This window comes from Mycolicibacterium sp. XJ870 (assembly GCF_053483975.1).
This window is the reverse complement of record NZ_JBEFTI010000001.1, coordinates 1,018,751-1,036,088: the sequence shown is the minus strand read 5'-3', so window position 1 is coordinate 1,036,088 and position 17,338 is coordinate 1,018,751. Positions and strand designations below refer to the sequence as shown.

At 66.3% G+C, this 17,338-nt stretch carries 20 protein-coding genes; 19 read left to right on the top strand and 1 reads right to left on the bottom strand.

Annotation, left to right across the window (positions count from 1 at the left end; all coding sequences use genetic code 11):
• Positions 1–360 precede the first annotated feature (360 nt).
• The 10 genes from ABQF30_RS05240 (at position 361) to ABQF30_RS05195 (ending at position 9,861) form a co-directional block, all read left to right on the top strand.
• Positions 361–1,524, top strand: coding sequence for an acyl-CoA dehydrogenase family protein (locus ABQF30_RS05240; protein WP_448461666.1), 1,164 nt, complete (start codon positions 361–363; stop codon positions 1,522–1,524).
• Positions 1,525–1,541: 17 nt separating this feature from the next.
• On the top strand, positions 1,542–2,129 hold the full coding sequence (locus ABQF30_RS05235) for a GrpB family protein (protein ID WP_448461664.1): 588 nt from the start codon (positions 1,542–1,544) through the stop codon (positions 2,127–2,129).
• Positions 2,130–2,246: 117 nt separating this feature from the next.
• On the top strand, positions 2,247–3,350 hold the full coding sequence (locus ABQF30_RS05230; RefSeq protein ID WP_448461663.1) for a homogentisate 1,2-dioxygenase: 1,104 nt from the start codon (positions 2,247–2,249) through the stop codon (positions 3,348–3,350).
• 33 nt (positions 3,351–3,383) lie between these two features.
• Positions 3,384–4,583 carry an alpha/beta hydrolase family protein gene (locus ABQF30_RS05225; RefSeq protein ID WP_448461661.1) on the top strand — a complete coding sequence of 400 codons (1,200 nt, stop codon included), beginning with the start codon at positions 3,384–3,386 and terminating at the stop codon, positions 4,581–4,583.
• Positions 4,580–5,779, top strand: coding sequence for a CaiB/BaiF CoA transferase family protein (locus ABQF30_RS05220; RefSeq protein ID WP_448461659.1), 1,200 nt, complete (start codon positions 4,580–4,582; stop codon positions 5,777–5,779). The genes ABQF30_RS05225 and ABQF30_RS05220 overlap by 4 nt, the downstream gene beginning before the upstream one ends.
• Before the next feature lies 1 nt (position 5,780).
• Positions 5,781–6,683 (top strand): hydroxymethylglutaryl-CoA lyase, encoded by a 903-nt coding sequence (locus ABQF30_RS05215; RefSeq protein ID WP_448461657.1) that lies wholly within the window; start codon positions 5,781–5,783, stop codon positions 6,681–6,683.
• A gap of 7 nt (positions 6,684–6,690) precedes the next feature.
• Positions 6,691–7,296 carry a TetR/AcrR family transcriptional regulator gene (locus tag ABQF30_RS05210; RefSeq protein WP_448461656.1) on the top strand — a complete coding sequence of 202 codons (606 nt, stop codon included), beginning with the start codon at positions 6,691–6,693 and terminating at the stop codon, positions 7,294–7,296.
• A gap of 20 nt (positions 7,297–7,316) precedes the next feature.
• On the top strand, positions 7,317–8,561 hold the full coding sequence (locus ABQF30_RS05205; protein WP_448461654.1) for an acyl-CoA dehydrogenase family protein: 1,245 nt from the start codon (positions 7,317–7,319) through the stop codon (positions 8,559–8,561).
• Positions 8,558–9,526, top strand: coding sequence for a phosphotransferase family protein (locus ABQF30_RS05200; protein ID WP_448461651.1), 969 nt, complete (start codon positions 8,558–8,560; stop codon positions 9,524–9,526). The genes ABQF30_RS05205 and ABQF30_RS05200 overlap by 4 nt, the downstream gene beginning before the upstream one ends.
• Positions 9,523–9,861 (top strand): DUF6285 domain-containing protein, encoded by a 339-nt coding sequence (locus tag ABQF30_RS05195; protein WP_448461649.1) that lies wholly within the window; start codon positions 9,523–9,525, stop codon positions 9,859–9,861. Before ABQF30_RS05200 ends, ABQF30_RS05195 begins: the two co-directional genes overlap by 4 nt.
• 1 nt (position 9,862) lies before the next feature.
• Here ABQF30_RS05195 and ABQF30_RS05190 read toward each other — a convergent pair whose 3' ends face one another.
• A complete protein-coding gene (locus ABQF30_RS05190) occupies positions 9,863–10,492 on the bottom strand; it encodes a class I SAM-dependent methyltransferase (protein ID WP_448461648.1) in 630 nt (209 codons plus the stop codon).
• A gap of 55 nt (positions 10,493–10,547) precedes the next feature.
• On the opposite strand from ABQF30_RS05190, the gene ABQF30_RS05185 reads away from it, so the two are divergent.
• The 9 genes from ABQF30_RS05185 to nuoF all read left to right on the top strand — a co-directional run bounded on the left by ABQF30_RS05185 (position 10,548) and on the right by nuoF (position 17,328).
• Entirely contained in the window at positions 10,548–10,937 is a 390-nt protein-coding gene (locus ABQF30_RS05185; protein ID WP_448461646.1) for a nuclear transport factor 2 family protein, read from the top strand.
• An 18-nt stretch (positions 10,938–10,955) separates the two neighbouring features.
• Positions 10,956–11,474: a YceI family protein gene (locus ABQF30_RS05180; RefSeq protein WP_448461645.1), complete on the top strand. Its 519-nt coding sequence runs from the start codon at positions 10,956–10,958 to the stop codon at positions 11,472–11,474.
• 61 nt (positions 11,475–11,535) lie between these two features.
• A complete protein-coding gene (locus ABQF30_RS05175) occupies positions 11,536–11,934 on the top strand; it encodes an Rv3143 family two-component system response regulator (protein ID WP_448461643.1) in 399 nt (132 codons plus the stop codon).
• 171 nt (positions 11,935–12,105) lie between these two features.
• A complete protein-coding gene (locus ABQF30_RS05170; RefSeq protein WP_448461641.1) occupies positions 12,106–12,474 on the top strand; it encodes an NADH-quinone oxidoreductase subunit A in 369 nt (122 codons plus the stop codon).
• The gene (locus ABQF30_RS05165; protein ID WP_317157610.1) at positions 12,465–13,019 is read left to right on the top strand and encodes a NuoB/complex I 20 kDa subunit family protein; all 555 of its coding nucleotides are present in this window, start codon (positions 12,465–12,467) and stop codon (positions 13,017–13,019) included. Before ABQF30_RS05170 ends, ABQF30_RS05165 begins: the two co-directional genes overlap by 10 nt.
• Entirely contained in the window at positions 13,016–13,711 is a 696-nt protein-coding gene (locus tag ABQF30_RS05160; RefSeq protein ID WP_448461639.1) for an NADH-quinone oxidoreductase subunit C, read from the top strand. Before ABQF30_RS05165 ends, ABQF30_RS05160 begins: the two co-directional genes overlap by 4 nt.
• The gene (gene nuoD / locus ABQF30_RS05155) at positions 13,711–15,039 is read left to right on the top strand and encodes an NADH dehydrogenase (quinone) subunit D (RefSeq protein ID WP_448461637.1); all 1,329 of its coding nucleotides are present in this window, start codon (positions 13,711–13,713) and stop codon (positions 15,037–15,039) included. Before ABQF30_RS05160 ends, nuoD begins: the two co-directional genes overlap by 1 nt.
• Before the next feature lie 61 nt (positions 15,040–15,100).
• Complete coding sequence (gene nuoE / locus ABQF30_RS05150; RefSeq protein ID WP_448463468.1) at positions 15,101–15,979, top strand: NADH-quinone oxidoreductase subunit NuoE; 879 nt, start codon at positions 15,101–15,103, stop codon at positions 15,977–15,979.
• Positions 15,976–17,328, top strand: a complete 1,353-nt coding sequence (gene nuoF / locus ABQF30_RS05145; RefSeq protein ID WP_448461635.1) for an NADH-quinone oxidoreductase subunit NuoF — start codon at positions 15,976–15,978, stop codon at positions 17,326–17,328. Before nuoE ends, nuoF begins: the two co-directional genes overlap by 4 nt.
• The last annotated feature ends 10 nt before the right edge of the window (positions 17,329–17,338 follow it).

Genomic DNA, 17,338 nt, shown 5'->3' with positions numbered 1-17,338 from the left:
CGCTCGACTGAGCTGATGTCCCGAAGAGCGGACCGAGAGAATTCAGTTGTTGCGCCATGAGTAAATCATGGGGCCGCTTTAAGCGAAAACCCGCGGCGCGTCGGCGAGCTGCGCATCTGTGTCAAACAAAAGGTGAATTCGCCTTTATCAGAAACCCCATTCCAGGCCCGTTACCTGGGGAAATACCGGGAATCCGCCGTTCACGCCGGTGCCGGTCACCGATGGCCGGCGCTGATCCGTACGCAACCGGTGTCCAGAGGGTTATCCGATCGTCGCCAACCGGTCGCCAAACACGCTTTACCCGCCGCCGCGGAAACACACGCAATGCGTCCATACAAAAAAGTATGGTAACTTCCGGCCATGTCCTCCACCACCGTGGAGTCGGCGATCACCGCCGACTTCGTCACTCGACTCGCCGAACGCGCTCGTGAAGCCGAAGAACTGCGCCGACTGCCCGACGCGACGATCGCCGAGCTCACCGCGTCTGGGTTCACCGACCTGTTGGTGCCTGCGCGATACGGCGGCCAGCAGGCCGATTTTCCGGCGATCCTGGATCCGGTGCGCCGGATGGCCCACGGCTGCGCATCCAGCGCGTGGACGATCGGCTTCTATACGTTGCACAACTGGATGCTGGCGCTGTTCGACGAGCAGGCCCAGGCCGAGGCGTATGCGACCCGGCCGTTTCTGGCGCCCGCGCCGCTGGCTCCGACCGGCCGTGGGGTCCCCGCAGACGGCGGGGTGCGGTTGAGCGGCCGGTGGTCGTGGGCGACCGGCGTGATGGACGCGAACTGGATCATGGTCGGCGCGCTGTGCGGTCCGGACGACGCGATCTACCCCGCCTTGGCCCTGCTGCCCGCGTCCGAGATCCACGTCGAGGACGTCTGGCACACCGACGGCATGCGGGCGACCGGCTCCAACGACGTCGTCATCACCGACGCCTTCGTGCCGCAGCATCGACTCGTGCGCGTCCTCGACATCTACTCCGGTACCGCACCCGGCGCGAAGGTTCACTCGGCGGCCACCTACCGGTGGCCGATGGTGCCGGCATTGGCGCTGTTGGCGGCGATGCCGGCGTTGGGCAGCGCCGAACGCGCCGCCGACATCTATGCCGCGCGACTCTCTGAGCGGGTGATCGCCTATGAGGGCGTCAAACAGAAGGACAAGCCGGCCGCCCAAGCCCATCTCGGTGAGGCTCGCGTCCGGCTGCGTGCCCTGCGCGGGTTGTTGGCCGACACCGTCGGGCAGATCGAGGACATGCTGGCAGTCGGTGACCCGGTGTCCCGCGACGTCCGCGGCCAGGCCCGGCTCGCCGCCGCTCACATCGTCCACGAATCGCAGGCCGTGATCGCGCTGCTACTGGGCTCCTCGGGGGCCAGCGCCCACTTCCTGGACAATCCGCTGCAGCGCATCAGCCGCGATGTCGGTGTGCTCTCCGGACACGTGATCTTCGACTACGACACCAGCCGCGAACTCGCCGGAGCGCTCTCGATCGGGATGAAGATCTCTCCCATTGCCATGGTCTGACTTCTAACCTGGGTGGAATGCCGAGCCCGCACGAGATCACCCGGCACCATGCCCCCGATCCCGACGTGACCCCGTGGGTCGACGGACCTCCCCCGCCCGAAGTCGTCGAACTCGTGCCCTACAACCCGCAGTGGCCGGCGCGCTACCGCACCCTGGCGGCCGATATCCGCGCAGCACTGGGCTCGGTCGTCTTGGGCCTTGACCACGTGGGGTCGACGGCGGTGCCGGGCCTCGCCGCCAAGGACGTGATCGACATCGACCTCACCGTTGCCGACCCTCGTGATGAACAGGCATACGTTCCCCTCTTACAGGGCATCGGCTATCGGCTGACCATCCGCGAACCGAACTGGCACCAGCACCGCTGCCTGCGCCACGACGATCCGCGGGTCAACCTGCACGTGTTCGGCCCTGATTGCCCAGAAACCATACGGCACCGGATGTTTCGCGATTGGCTGCGCATCCACCCCGAGGACGTGGCCCGCTACGAGGCGGCCAAACGGTCCGCGGTCCCCGGCGGTGGGCACGTGATGGACTACAACGCCCGCAAGCAACCCGTGATCCGGGATATCTACGACCGGATGTTCCGCGCCGCGGGAATGCTGTAGTCACCAGCGGATTCGGCAAGCTCGTAGGGCCAAACCTTGCGGGCGCATTGAAATGAAAGTAACGTCAGTTTCAGTTTTGAGCCTGATCCCCCCGTGACGCCGATCGGAGCCGCATCCATGGAATCCTTCGTCCACCTGCGTAAAGGCAAGACCCCGAAACGGATACACGCCGATCTCGACGGTCTGAAGGACGACGAACTCGGCCGCGGCGGCTTCGTCGGCCGCACCGCGAACATGTACCGCCGCAACGATCCGACCGCCTACCGCACCGTCGGGCCCCTGCGGCCCACCGACGTCCTGTCCAGCGAGCTGAAGCCCAGCGACAGTACCGACGCGCAGGGCGGTCCGCTGCTGATGTTCTCCAACGCCGACTGCCAGGTGCTGCTGAGCCGACGCACCGAGGAGATGCCGTTCTTCGTCCGGTACGTGGACGGGGATCTACTGACGTTCGTCCACAAGGGCTCCGGGCTGTTGGAGACCGAGTTCGGGCCACTGCGTTACCGCGAGGGCGACTGGGTGTACATCCCGAAGGCGTGCACGTGGCGACAGGTCCCCGATGACCAGTCGACGTGGCTCATGATCCAGGCGACCGACGACTTCCGCGTCCCCCCGGCCGGAACCCTCGGGCGGCACTTCCCCTTCGACCCGGCCCAGACCACCATCCCCGAGCCGGCACCGATCGAAACCGGCGACGGACCGCAAAAAGACGGAGCTTACGAGGTTCGCCTGATCCATGAAGGCGGCCCGACATCGCTGTTCTACCAACATCATCCACTCGATGTGGAAGGCTGGCGCGGGGACAACTTCCCGTTCACGTTCAATATCGAGGACTACACCGTCATCACCTCCGAAAGCGTGCACCTACCGCCGACGGTGCACCTGTTCATGCAGGCGACGGGCGTGTACGTGATGAACTTTCTGCCCAAGCCCGCCGAGAGCGTGCCGGGTACCGAACGCACCCCGTGGTATCACCGCAATGTCGACTACGACGAGATCGCGTTCTTCCACGCCGGCTCGCTCTATGGCATCCCGATGCCTCCCGGGCTGGTTTCCCATGCGCCACAAGGGGTTCACCATGGCGCACCCGAGAAGGCGCGGGAACGGGCCCGCCGCAAGTTCGACGACTATGACCGGGTCGACTGGTCGGTGATCGCCATCGACACCAGGCGTCGACTCGTCCCGTCCGCTGAGATTCTGGCCAATGACTTGGGGCAGCACTGATGAGCGCTTGCGCGAAGAAGAGAGAGCTTCAGCATGACCACCACTGACGTCCCTGTGAAGTACGCCTACGACCGTATCCCGTATCTCGTTGCTTACCAGAACACCTCGAGCGTCCGCGATGTCTACGGCGGTGTCGCCGAGCTCGTGGTGCTGGAGAGTTATCTGCTCAAGCCGAAAGAGAAGCCGAGCGATACCGTCCTGGTGTTCATGCACCCGATCGGCGGCGGTGCGTATCTGCCGATGATCAACGCGCTGGCCCGCGCCGGGCATCACGTCATCTACTGCAACAGCCGGTTCCGCGGTACCGACTCCGCACTTTTGATGGAGAAGGTGGTCGAGGATCTCGGGGAGTGCATCAAGGATGCCAAAAACCGGCTGGGCTACGAGAAGGTCGTGCTGGCCGGCTGGAGCGGCGGCGGTTCGCTGTCGGTGTTCTACCAGCAGCAGGCGCAACACCCGACGGTGACGGCGAGCCCGTCCGGCGACGGGCCGGACCTGACCAAGCTCGGGCTGATCCCGGCTGACGGCATCATGCTGCTGGCCGCCCACATCAGCCGCCACGGCACCATGACCGAGTGGATGGACGCGTCGATCCTCGACGAGAACGACCCCACCAAGCGTGACCCCGAGCTGGATCTCTACAACCCCGACAACCCCAACCAGCCGCCGTACACCCCGGAGTTCCTGGAGCGCTATCACCAGGCTCAGATCGCCCGCAACCGGCGAATCACCAAGTGGGTCAAAGAGAAACTGGCAGAGCTCAAGGCGACCGGGCGGCCCGAAGACGAGTTCGCCTTCGTCGTACACGGCACCATGGCCGACCCGCGGTGGCTCGATCCCACCGTCGATCCGAACGAACGCACCCCCGGCACCTGTTATCTGGGCGATCCTCAGGTGGTGAACATGAGCCCCGTCGGCCTGGCCCGGTTCTGCACCTTGCGCAGTTGGCTGTCGCAGTGGAGCTACGACGACGCCAACGGTGACGCGGTCAAGGCCGGACCGGACATCGCGGTGCCGGCGCTGGTCATCGGCAACCTCGCCGACGACGCTTGCACGCCGAGTCACACCCGCAGGCTGTACGAGGCGATCGGGCATCCCGACAAGGAGATGCACGAGATCCCCGGGGCCAACCACTACTACTCCGGCCCGGATCAACGGGACAAACTGCGTCAAGCCGTCGGGGTCTGCACGGATTGGCTGCACCGCCACGGGTTTTCGCTGGATCCCTCATGACCGGTGCGCTGGACGGCGTCCGGGTTCTCGAGCTCGGCACCCTGATCTCGGGCCCGTTCGCCGGGCGGTTGCTCGGCGACATGGGCGCCGAGGTCATCAAGATCGAGCTACCGAGCAGCCCGGACCCGCTGCGCACCTGGGGGCAGGCCGAACGCGACGGGCACCACTTCTTCTGGACCGTGCACGCCCGCAACAAGAAGGCCGTCACGCTGGACCTGCGCAAGCCGGAAGGCCGGGAACTCTTCCTGGAATTGGTCGATCACTCCGACGTGATCGTGGAGAACTTCCGGCCAGGCACGCTGGAGAAGTGGAATCTGGGCTACGACGTTCTGCGCGCACGCAATAAGGGCATCATCCTGGTGCGGGTGTCCGGATACGGGCAGACCGGCCCAGACGCCGGCAAGGCCGGCTATGCCTCGGTGGCCGAGGCCGCCAGCGGGCTGCGCCACATGAACGGGTTCCCGGGCGGCCCGCCGCCGCGGCTGGCGCTGTCCCTGGGTGACAGCCTTGCCGGGATGTTCGCCGCGCAGGGCGCGCTGGCCGCGTTGTACCGTCGCAGCGTCACCGGCGAGGGCCAGATCGTCGACACCGCGCTCACCGAATCATGTTTGGCCATCCAGGAATCCACCATTCCGGATTACGACGTCGGCGGTGTGGTGCGAGGCCCGTCGGGAACCCGGCTGGAGGGTATCGCGCCGTCGAACATCTACCAGAGCGCCGACGGCAGCTGGGTCGTGATCGCCGCCAACCAGGACACCGTGTTCCGCCGGCTGTGCGAAGCAATGGGTCGCCCTGAGCTCGCCACCGACGAGCGATTCGTCAACCACGTTGCCAGGGGCCGCAATCAGGATGAGCTGGACAAGATCATCGGCGACTGGGCCGCTGAACGTCAGCCCGCCGAGATCGTGGCGACGCTGTCGCGGGCCGGGGTGATCAGCGGGCCGATCAACACCGTGGCAGAGGTGGTCAACGACCCACAGTTGCAGGCCCGCGGCATGATCGCCGATCACTGGGACGAGCGGATCGAGCGAAACGTCAAGGGTCCGGGCATCGTTCCCGTCCTCTCCGAATCCCCCGGCACTATCCGCAGCGCCGGGTCGGCCCGGCCGGGCCAGCACAATGGCGAGGTGTACGTCGGGCTTCTCGGCCGCACCGCCGAGGAGCTCGAGACGCTGCGCGCCGAGGGAGTGGTGTGAGATGAACCTGCCTGCCCACGTCGACATCCGCGAGGTTTGCCTGCGCGACGGACTGCAGATCGAGGACCCGATCCCGTTGTCTGCCAAGCTCGAAATCCTTGCGGCCATCGTCGCCACCGGAGTGCGGGAGGTGGAGGCTACGGCGTTCGTGTCGCCGTCGAAGGTTCCGGCGCTCGCCGACGCGCCCGAACTTGCGGCAGCCTTGGCCTCGTTTCCCGACGTGGAGTTCTCCGCTCTGGTGGCCAGCCCGAACGGCGCCAAACGAGCCATCGCAGCGGGGTTGGGATCCATCGAGTACGTGGTCTCGGCATCGGAGCGCCACAGCCGTGCCAACGTGGGGCGTTCCAGCGCCGAAGCCACCGCGCAGATCTCCGAGATCGTGGCCATCGCCCATGACAGCAACACCTCCGTCGAAGTCATCATCGCCACCGCCTGGGACTGCCCGTTCGACGGACCCACGAACCCACAGCGGGTTCTCGACATCGTCTCGGCCGCAGTACGATCCGGTGTCGATCGGCTGGCCATCGCCGACACGATCGGCACCACCACACCGCGCCGGGTGACGGCGCTGATCGAGCAGGTACGCCCACTGATCGGTGACCTGCCGCTGGGCGCGCACTTCCACAACACCCGCGGCGCCGGTTTGGCCAGTGCGTACGCCGCGGTACAGGCCGGGATCACCCGGCTCGACGCCTCGATCGGCGGCCTGGGCGGTTGCCCGTTCGCACCCGGCGCCAGCGGCAACATCGCCACCGAAGATCTTGTTTATCTGCTGCGCGACAGCGATATCCACATCGATGTCGACCTTACCGCGGCGATCGCCGCCGCCCAGGTTGCGCGACAGGCAGTCGGCCATGACCTGCCCAGCGCGTTGTTGCGGGCCGGCGACCGGATCCTGAGCTGAGTCGACGATGGCTGAACTGAGCTCGAAAGGCCGGCAGACCCGGTCGGCCATCGAGCTCGCCGCGCGAAAGCTGTTCGCCGAACGCGGCTTTCACGGGACCACGCTCGCAGACATCACCTCGGCAGCGGGTAAGAGCCCGGCGGTGTTCTACCGCTATTTCGACGACAAAGAGGATCTGCTCGCGGCGCTGGCCGAATCGTTCCTCCACGATGTCGTCGCGCCGTCGGGGCTGAATCTGCACCTGCCCGAATCGCCGGCGGACACCGAGTTCTTCACCTCCGTGGTCACGGGCTATTGGAACATCTTCAAGCAGAACATCGGCATCATGATCGCGGTCGCGCAACTGGCGGCCACCCAGCAGCGGTTCGCCGACGTGCAGAACCAATTTCGCCGGTTCGGCATGGATATCGTCACCGCCTCGGTGCACCGCGCACAGGAGCAGGGCCATGCCCAGGACTTGGACCCGCAGCCCGTAGCGGCGGCCATTGCGTTGCTGTTCGAGAACTTCACCACGGTGTTCGTGGGTAACTCCGGCCTCGGTATTGAGCTCAGCGACCGCGACGCCATCACCACACTGTCGACAATCTGGAAGAAAACCCTGTACGGCTTCTAGCCGCAGAAAGAGAGATCATCGTGGATTTCGCTTTGCCAGAACACCTCCCAGGATTGCTGGCCGAGATGGACGCGTTCATCGAAGCCGAGATCAAGCCGCTGGAACGCGAACACATGCAGTATTTCGACCAGCGCCGCGAGTATGCCCGCACCGACTGGGAGAACGACGGCATCCCGGCCCGGGCGTGGGAGGATCTGCTCGACGAGATGCGCCGACGCGCCGACGCAGCAGGTTGGCTGCGGTACGGGCTGCCCGCCCGGTTCGGCGGCCGCGACGGCAGCAACCTGGATATGGCGGTCATCCGCGAACACTTGGCGCACAGGGGCCTTGGCCTGCACAACGATCTGCAGGACGAGTCGTCGATCGTCGGAAATTTCCCTCAGGTCATCATGATGGACCGGTTCGGCACCGAGGCCCAGAAGAAGGACTGGGTCGAGGCGATGCTCACCGGTGAGCGCTCGATGGCATTCGGGCTCACCGAGCCCGGGCACGGATCGGACGCCACCTGGCTGGAAACCACGGCCGTCGCCGACGGTGATGGCTGGATCATCAACGGCACCAAGCGATGGAACACCGGGGTGCACCGCGCCACCCACGATCTGATCTTCGCCCGCACGTCCGGCGAGCCCGGTCAGGCCCGCGGAATCACCGCGTTCCTGGTGCCCACCGACGCCCCCGGCTTCAATGTCCCGTTCTACTGGTGGACCTTCAACATGCCCACCGACCACGGCGAGGTCGAGCTCACGGATGTCCGGGTGCCCACCGACGCGGTGCTCGGTGAGGTGGACCGGGGGCTGGAGGTGGGTCAAACCTTCCTGCACGAGAACCGGATTCGGCAGGCCGCCAGCAGTCTGGGCGCTGCGCAGTACTGTATCGACCGCGCCGTTGACTACGCCCGAGAGCGTGTGGTGTTCGGCAAGCCGTTGGCGGTCAACCAGGCCGTCCAGTGGCCGCTGGTGGAGCTACAGACCGAGGCTCAGATGGTCCGGCTGCTGGTGCGTTTCGCCGCCTCCGAACTCGACCGCAACCACCACATGGAGGTGTCCGACAAGGTATCGATGGCCAACTACCGCGCCAACCGTCTGGTGTGCGAGGCCGCCGACCGCGCGATGCAGGTGCACGGCGGCATCGGCTACAGCCGGCATGAGCCGTTCGAACACATCTACCGCCACCATCGCCGCTACCGCATCACCGAAGGTGCCGAAGAGATCCAGATGCGCCGGGTTGCACAGCGGCTGTTCGGTTTCGGCAAGGCCACGAAGTGACCGACGCCGCGGCGTTGGCGAATGTGCTGGCTCCGGTCCTGGGCGCCGATGTGGTCGTCGAGAACCTGCGGGAACTGACCGGCGGCGCCAGCCGCACGACGTGGTCGTTCGATGCACACACGGACTCGCGCACGCGCAAGCTGATCCTGCGCACCGGGCCGCCCGACGAGGTGCATGCGGGGATGGAGTTGGAGGCCGGCGCGCAGCGTGCCGCCGCCGCCGCCGGTGCGCCTGTCCCCCACGTCCTCGTCGCCGACAATTCGCCCGCCGCACTGGGCAATCCGTTCTTGGTGTGCGACTTCATCAGCGGCGAGACCATCGTGCGGCGCATCCAGCGCCAACTCGACGACGCCGGCCGGGCGAACCTGCTCACCCAATGCGCACAGGCTCTGGCCGCCATCCACCGCGCGGACCCGCCCGATCACCCTGACCTGGGTGAGCAGGACCAGCTGAGCCAGTGGCGCAGCCAGCTCGATGAGATGGGCGACACCACAGCAACTTTCGAGTGGACATTTCGGTGGCTGGCCGCGAACCGCCCACCCCCTTCCCCGCATCGGTTGGTACACGGCGACTTCCGGATGGGCAACCTCATCGTCGACGGCTCCGAGCTGGCCGCGGTGCTGGACTGGGAACTGGTGCACATCGGCGAGGTGTACGAGGACCTGGCGTGGTTCTGCATCCGCGCGTGGCGGTTCGGCGCACCGCAGAACCTGGGCGCGGGCGGGCTGGGCAGTATCGAGACCTTCCTGACCGCCTATGAAGACGCCGGTGGGATGAGGCTCGACCGCGCCGCGATCCGCTGGTGGCTGGCGCTCGCGACGCTGCGCTGGGGCGTCATCTGCCGTTACCAGGCACAGCGTCACCTGAGCGGGCAGACCAGGTCGGTGGAATTGGCGACGATCGGACGACGGGTCTGCGAAACGGAGTGGGATCTGCTCGACCTGCTGGAGGGGAGCCCGTCGTGAACAGTCTCTACGGTCGGCCGACGGCGGCGGAGCTGGTCGCGGCAGTCGCCGAGTTCCTCGACACCGAAGTCCGCGACAACACCGGCGGGGCCGTCAACTTCCATGCCCGGGTGGCGGCCAACGCGCTGCGCATGGTCGAGCGGGAGCTGACGGCCGACTCCCCGGCCACAGCCACCGCCGCCTTGGCTGACCTCGGCTACGACGACGAAGCCGCGCTTGCGCAGGCCATCCGCGCCGGCGAGCTCGACGACCGCCCCGACGCCGTGACGGCGTGTCTGCGGGCGCTGGTACGTCGGCGCTTGGCGGCCGCCCATCCCGGCTATGACCAGCCGTAGGTCAACGCCGGCGGGCGCGCGCCAGCCAGGCCGGCTCGTCGACGCGGGAACCGACCGGCAAGCCGACCGCCTCGGCCTGCGCCGGCCCGACCACACCGCGGTAGGTGGTGGTGTCCAGCGCCTCCAGCACCCAGCCGTCGGCGAAGGCCTGCCGTATGTCGTCCTCGCTGACCTCCGGTCCGAACCCGCGCCCGGCGTCCGAGAGGGCCAGCACGTGCACGATCCCGCCGGGTGCACACGCGGCGTGCAGGCTTGCGACATACCTGCCCCGGTCGGCATCGTCGAAGATGTGGAACAGCGCACTGTCGACGATGGCGTCGTAGCGCGCGCCCGCGCCGAGTGCCATCGCGTCCGCGACGGCGAATCGAGCGTCGATCCCGCGCTGAGCTGCGTTCTCGCGGGCCTGGGCGATGGCATGCGGCGAGAAATCGATGCCGAGCACGTCATAGCCGAGCCGGGTCAACAGCATGGTGTGTTCTCCGGTGCCGCAGCCGACGTCGAGCACCTTGCCGTGGATCGAACCGCCGCGTTCCAGGTCGACGATCGCCGGTTGAGGCTCGCCGATCACCCACGGCGCGGTGCGGGACTCGTAGGCTTCATCGAACAGGGAGAGAGCTGGTGTGGTGTCCATGCACCCAGCCTTCATCCTCAAGCACACTTGAGGTCAACCCGAGGAAGGCGAACCGATGCCCGTTGCCGACGCTGAAGTCATCGACACGCTGGCCGACCGATTGTTCGACGCGATCGAGCGCAGCGACGGCGCGACGGTGGCTGCGCTGTGGGCCGACGACGTCACGGTCTGGCATTCCGGGGACCCCAAGGACAACGAACGGGCCCGCGCGCTGCGGGTCATCGACTGGTTCATCAGCGCCACCACCGAGCGCCGCTACCAGGTGCTGGACCGACAGGTGTTCGACGGCGGTTTCGTGCAGCAGCATGTCGTGCACGCGACCGGCAGCGACGGAGCATCGATCGCACTGCGGGTATGCATCGTCATCAAGGTGGGCGCCGACGGCCTGATCACCCGTATCGACGAGTACTTCGACCCGAAGGACATCGCACCGCTGCTCAGCTGAGATGAATACGGAGGCAACATGACGACGCTGCAGGACGTCCTGAGCGCAAGCGCAGGCAACTGGACCCTGGCCCCCGACCGGTCCTCGGTGACCTTCCGGAACAAGACGATGTGGGGGTTGGCGACGGTGACCGGCCGGTTCACCGAGTTCGGCGGTCAAGGCACGGTGGACGGCGGGGTGACGGGTCGGCTGGTCATCCGTGCGGCGTCGCTGCAGACCGGGATCCGCAAGCGCGACGAACACCTGCGATCCGCGGACTTCTTCGACATCGACAATCACCCCGAAATCGTCGTGGACGTCAATGGCGCTGAGCCCGCCGGAGACCCCGAGGCTCGATTGCGGACCACTGTGACCGTCCGCGGCGTCACCCGGCCCGTCGAATTGCCGGTCAGCGTGCAAGTTCTCGACGACGGGGCCCTGCAGGTGTCCGGCCGGTGCACCGTCGACCGGGGCGAATTCGGCGTATCGGGCAACATGCTCGGCATGGTGGGGCCTTCGGCTGCCCTGTCGGCCGATCTGGTATTCGTCCGCGCCTGACGCGCAACAGAATTCGGCGAGTTAACCGAGCGCTCAGGGTTCACGCAGTAGCATCGGCGGCATGGCCGGCCCCGCGCCGTTGCGCATCCTGGTGTACAGCGACAATCCGCGCACCCGCGAGCAGGTGCGATTCGCGCTGGGCAAACGTATCCACCCCGATTTGCCGGACCTCACCTACGTCGAGGTGGCCACCGCGCCGATGGTCATTTCCCTGATGGACGCCGGTGGATTCGACCTGGCGATCCTCGACGGCGAGGCCGCGCCGGCCGGCGGCATGGGTATCGCCAAGCAACTCAAGGACGAGATCGACGATTGCCCGCCGATCCTGGTCCTCACCGGGCGCCCAGACGATGCCTGGCTGGCCAAGTGGTCGCGTGCCGAGGCCGCCGTTCCGCACCCGATCGATCCGATCCGGCTGGGCGACGCCGTGGTGTCGCTGCTGCGCACGCCGGTCCGGTAGCCTGCCGCGAATTGTCCTGCAGCCGTTGATCGTTCTGGCACGGCTGTAGCCGCAGCCGCGCGCTGCCCCGTTACGAAACGATACTAACCAAAACGAGTGGCGCAGACCGCAAAGCTCGCTAGGCTGTGGGTTAGCTCACATCGACAGCCCAGCGAGGGAGCGCCGCGCGGTATGGATTTGTACACGCCCATTCTTGTTCTCGGGGCGATCGCGGCCGCCTTCGCCGTGGTATCGGTGGGGATCGCCCTCGTCATCGGCCCGAGGCGCTACAACCGCGCCAAACTCGAAGCGTACGAATGCGGTATCGAACCCATGCCGCCATCGGCCGCCGGCGCCACCGGCCAGCGCATGCCGATGCGGTACTACCTGACGGCGATGTTGTTCATCGTCTTCGACATCGAGATCGTCTTCCTTTACCCGTGGGCGGTGGCATTCGACAGCCTGGGCTTGTTCGCACTGGTGGAGATGCTGCTGTTCATGCTCGCGGTGTTCGTGGCGTACGCGTATGTCTGGCGGCGAGGGGGCTTGAATTGGGACTAGAGGAACGTCTGCCGGGCGGGATCCTGCTGTCGACGGTGGAGACGGTCGCCGGATACGTGCGTAAGGGCTCTTTGTGGCCCGCAACGTTCGGCCTGGCCTGCTGCGCAATCGAGATGATGTCGACGGCCGGCCCACGCTTCGACATCGCCCGATTCGGCATGGAGCGGTTCTCGGCCACTCCGCGGCAGGCCGATCTGATGATCGTCGCCGGCCGGGTCAGCCAGAAGATGGCGCCGGTGCTGCGACAGATCTACGACCAGATGGCCGAACCGAAGTGGGTGCTGGCGATGGGTGTCTGTGCATCCTCGGGCGGCATGTTCAACAACTATGCGGTGGTCCAGGGGGTCGACCATGTCGTCCCTGTTGACATCTACCTGCCGGGATGCCCGCCCCGCCCGGAGATGCTGTTGCACGCAATCCTCAAGCTGCACGACAAGATTCAGCAGATGCCGCTCGGGGTGAACCGCGAGGAGGCCGTCCGCGAAGCCGAACAAGCCGCACTGTCCGTCACCCCGACCATCGAGCTCAAGGGGCTGCTGCGGTGAGCGAATCCAACGGGACCGCGAACGGCATCGGGGAGACGCCCGAGGTGATCGGGGTGCGCCGCGGCATGTTCGGCGCGGCAGGTACCGGCGACACCTCCGGCTATGGCCGCCTGGTGCACCCGGTGGCATTGCCGGGCAGCTCACCTCGCCCCTATGGCAAGTATTTCGACGAGGTGGTCGACCGGCTCGCCGAGGTCCTGGGCGAGGAACGCTACGCCGTTTCCATCGAGCGCGTGATCGTCTACCGCGACCAGCTCACCCTGGAGGTGAGCCGCGTACAACTGCCCGCGGTGGCCAGCGTGCTGCGCGACGATCCCGAGCTGCGTTTCGAGCTGTGTCTCGGGGTGAGCGGCGTGCACTACCCCGACGACACCGACCGTGAACTGCACGCGGTGTACCCGCTGATGTCGATCACCCACAATCGTCGGATCCAGCTGGAGGTCGCCGCATCCGACGCTGATCCACACATCCCCTCGCTGTATGCGATCTATCCGACCACCGACTGGCACGAACGGGAGACCTACGACTTCTTCGGCATCGTGTTCGACGGGCACCCCGCGTTGACCCGCATCGAGATGCCCGACGACTGGGTGGGCCATCCGCAGCGCAAAGACTATCCGCTGGGCGGTATTCCGGTGGAGTACCACGGCGCCCAGATCCCACCGCCCGATCAGCGGAGGTCCTACAACTGATGAGCGCATCGACCATCCCGCCCGACGGCGGTGAACGCGTCGTCGTCGTCGGCGGTGCGGACTGGGACGAGGTGGTGGCGGCGGCGCGGTCCACTGCCGCCGCCCAGGCCGGCGAACGAATCGTGGTCAACATGGGCCCGCAACACCCGTCGACCCACGGCGTGCTGCGGCTGATCCTGGAGATCGAAGGCGAGATCATCACCGAAGCTCGTTGTGGCATCGGCTATCTGCACACCGGCATCGAGAAGAACCTGGAATACCGCAACTGGACCCAGGGTGTCACGTTCGTCACCCGAATGGATTATCTGTCACCGTTTTTCAACGAGACCGCGTACTGCCTCGGGGTGGAGAAGCTGCTCGGGATCACCGACGACATCCCTGAGCGCGCCAGCGTCATCCGGGTGATGCTGATGGAGCTCAACCGGATCTCATCGCATCTGGTGGCCCTGGCCACCGGTGGGATGGAACTGGGTGCGATGTCGGCCATGTTCTATGGGTTCCGCGAACGCGAGGAAATCCTGCGGGTTTTCGAGTCGATCACCGGGCTGCGGATGAACCACGCCTACATCCGCCCGGGTGGGTTGGCCGCCGATCTGCCCGACGATGCGGTCCCGCAACTCCGCGCCCTGCTCGAGCTGCTTCCGAAACGGTTGCGCGACTTGGAGAATCTGCTCAACGAGAACTACATCTGGAAGGCCCGCACGGTCGGCGTCGGCTACCTGGATCTCACCGGCTGCATCGCGCTGGGTCTCACGGGACCAATACTGCGATCCACCGGCCTCCCCCACGATCTGCGCAAGTCCGAGCCCTACTGTGGTTATGAGAACTACGAATTCGACGTGATCACCGATGACCGCTGCGACTCTTACGGCCGGTACCTGATCCGGGTCAAAGAGATGCGGGAGTCACTGAAGATCGTCGAACAGTGCGTCGACAGGCTCGAGCCGGGCCCGGTGATGATCAGCGACAAGAAACTTGCCTGGCCGGCCGACCTCAAGCTGGGTCCGGACGGTCTGGGCAACTCGCCCGAGCACATCGCCAAGATCATGGGCCGCTCGATGGAGGGGTTGATCCACCACTTCAAACTCGTCACCGAGGGCATCCGGGTGCCAGCCGGGCAGGTGTACGTGGCGGTGGAATCACCGCGCGGCGAACTCGGGGTACACATGGTGTCCGACGGCGGCACCCGGCCCTACCGGGTGCACTACCGGGATCCGTCGTTCACCAATCTGCAAGCGGTGGCGGCGATGTGCGAAGGCGGCATGGTTGCCGACGCGATTGCGGCGGTGGCGTCGATTGACCCGGTCATGGGCGGTGTTGATCGCTGATGAGCGCTCGCGCGAAGAAGAGACGGCTGATGAGCGCTCGCGCGAAGAGGAGACAGCCACGGTGACGGAAGTTTTCCTGGAACTGGGGCAACGCCCCGACGAAGCGGGCCCGCCGATCAACGGGCCCGCGGCATATCCCGCGGAGGTGACGGCCCGTCTGCGTGCGGATGCCGCGCAGATCATCGCGCGCTACCCGGACGCCCGCTCGGCGCTGCTGTCGTTGCTGCACCTGGTGCAGTCCGAGAGCGGGTGTCTGACTCCAGCTGGAATCAGCTTCTGTGCAACACAACTGGATTTGGCCGAGGCTGAGGTGACTGCGGTGGCCACCTTCTATTCGATGTACCGGCGTACCCCGACGGGGGATTATCTCGTCGGGGTGTGCACCAATACGCTGTGCGCGGTGATGGGTGGCGACGCGATTCTGGAGGGATTGCAGGATCATCTGGGTATTCGTGCGGGCCAGACCACCGACTCCGACCATGGGGAGGCGCGCGTCACGCTCGAACACATCGAGTGCAACGCGGCATGTGACTACGCCCCGGTGGTGATGGTCAACTGGGAGTTCTACGACAACCAAACGCCGTCGTCGGCACGGGATCTGGTCGATGGCCTGCGCACGGGCGATCTCCCGGCGCCCACCCGCGGGGCGCCGTTGTGCACCTTCCGGGAGACCGCGCGCACCCTGGCAGGGTTGGGTGATCCGCGCGCGCCGGGCGGCGTTCCCGGCGACGCCACGCTCGCGGGACTGCGGGTGGCGCGCGAGCGGGGCATGGGAGGTCCCGACCGCGGACGCGAGCACCCTTCCGGGGAAGCGCTCACGGACACACAGGCCGCGGCGGAGTCGACGCAGAACGCCCCGGCTCCCGGGCCTTCGGCGACGGTGCCACCGAAACCGAACACCGTCGAAACCGACCCGGATGCAACGGATTCGCGCTCATGACGCCACTGACACCGGTACTGAGCCGGTTCTGGGACGAACCGGAACCGTGGTCGCTGGACACCTACCGCCGCCACGACGGATATCGGGCCCTGCAGCGGGCGCTGACGATGCCCCCGGACGACGTGATTGCGCTGGTGAAGGATTCGGGCCTGCGGGGTCGTGGTGGCGCAGGCTTCCCCACGGGCACCAAGTGGTCGTTCATCCCGCAGGGTGACGAGGGTGCCGGCGCCAAGCCGCATTATCTGGTGGTTAACGCCGATGAGTCCGAACCGGGTACCTGCAAAGACATTCCGCTGATGTTGACCACACCGCACTTCCTCATCGAGGGGGTGATCATCGCCGCCTACGCAATTCGCGCCAAGCACGCGTTCATCTATGTCCGTGGCGAGGTGGTACCGGTGCTGCGGCGGCTGCAAGCCGCGGTCGCCGAGGCCTACCAGGCCGGGTATCTGGGTTCGAACATCATGAACTCGGGACTGGATTTGGAGTTGACCGTGCATGCGGGTGCGGGCGCCTACATCTGCGGCGAGGAGACCGCGCTGCTGGATTCGCTCGAAGGCAGGCGCGGTCAGCCTCGGCTGCGCCCGCCGTTTCCGGCCGTCGCAGGCCTGTATGCGTGCCCGACCGTGGTCAACAACGTCGAATCGATCGCCAGCGTCCCGCCGATCCTGCTCAACGGGGTCGACTGGTTCCGGTCGATGGGGTCGGAGAAATCCCCTGGTTTCACGTTGTATTCGTTGTCCGGGCATGTCAACCGGCCTGGCCAGTACGAGGCGCCGCTCGGCATCACGCTGCGCGAACTCCTCGGCTACGCAGGCGGGGTACGCACCGGCCACACGCTGAAGTTCTGGACACCAGGCGGGTCGTCGACCCCGCTGCTGACCGGCGAACACCTCGATGTGCCACTGGATTACGAGGGCATGGCCTCGGTCGGCTCCATGCTGGGAACCAAGGCGCTGCAGATCTTCGACGAAACCACCTGTGTGGTGCGGGCGGTGCGGCGCTGGACGCAGTTCTACGCGCACGAGTCCTGCGGCAAGTGCACACCGTGCCGGGAGGGCACGTACTGGCTGGCCCAGATCTACGCCCGCCTGGAAACGGGCTACGGCGGGCAGGAGCGCAGCGACCGGGGAATCGGTGGAGCCAGTGAGGCGGACATCGACAAGCTGCTTGATATCTCCGACACCATCTTCGGTAAGTCGTTCTGCGCGTTGGGCGACGGCGCCGCCAGCCCGATCATATCTTCCATCAAGTACTTCCGCGACGAGTACGTGGCGCACCTGGAGGGCGGGTGTCCATTCGACCCGCACGCTTCGACGCTGATGGCAGCCGAAGGGGCTGGTGTGTAGATGTTCATTG

Coding starts and splice junctions, on each gene's coding strand:
- ABQF30_RS05240 (WP_448461666.1), top strand. CDS start 361: ATGTCCTCCACCACCGTGGAGTCGGCGATCACCGCCGACTTCGTCACT.
- ABQF30_RS05235 (WP_448461664.1), top strand. CDS start 1,542: ATGCCGAGCCCGCACGAGATCACCCGGCACCATGCCCCCGATCCCGAC.
- ABQF30_RS05230 (WP_448461663.1), top strand. CDS start 2,247: ATGGAATCCTTCGTCCACCTGCGTAAAGGCAAGACCCCGAAACGGATA.
- ABQF30_RS05225 (WP_448461661.1), top strand. CDS start 3,384: ATGACCACCACTGACGTCCCTGTGAAGTACGCCTACGACCGTATCCCG.
- ABQF30_RS05220 (WP_448461659.1), top strand. CDS start 4,580: ATGACCGGTGCGCTGGACGGCGTCCGGGTTCTCGAGCTCGGCACCCTG.
- ABQF30_RS05215 (WP_448461657.1), top strand. CDS start 5,781: ATGAACCTGCCTGCCCACGTCGACATCCGCGAGGTTTGCCTGCGCGAC.
- ABQF30_RS05210 (WP_448461656.1), top strand. CDS start 6,691: ATGGCTGAACTGAGCTCGAAAGGCCGGCAGACCCGGTCGGCCATCGAG.
- ABQF30_RS05190 (WP_448461648.1), bottom strand. CDS start 10,492: ATGGACACCACACCAGCTCTCTCCCTGTTCGATGAAGCCTACGAGTCC.
- ABQF30_RS05185 (WP_448461646.1), top strand. CDS start 10,548: ATGCCCGTTGCCGACGCTGAAGTCATCGACACGCTGGCCGACCGATTG.
- ABQF30_RS05180 (WP_448461645.1), top strand. CDS start 10,956: ATGACGACGCTGCAGGACGTCCTGAGCGCAAGCGCAGGCAACTGGACC.
- ABQF30_RS05175 (WP_448461643.1), top strand. CDS start 11,536: ATGGCCGGCCCCGCGCCGTTGCGCATCCTGGTGTACAGCGACAATCCG.
- ABQF30_RS05170 (WP_448461641.1), top strand. CDS start 12,106: ATGGATTTGTACACGCCCATTCTTGTTCTCGGGGCGATCGCGGCCGCC.
- nuoD (WP_448461637.1), top strand. CDS start 13,711: ATGAGCGCATCGACCATCCCGCCCGACGGCGGTGAACGCGTCGTCGTC.
- nuoF (WP_448461635.1), top strand. CDS start 15,976: ATGACGCCACTGACACCGGTACTGAGCCGGTTCTGGGACGAACCGGAA.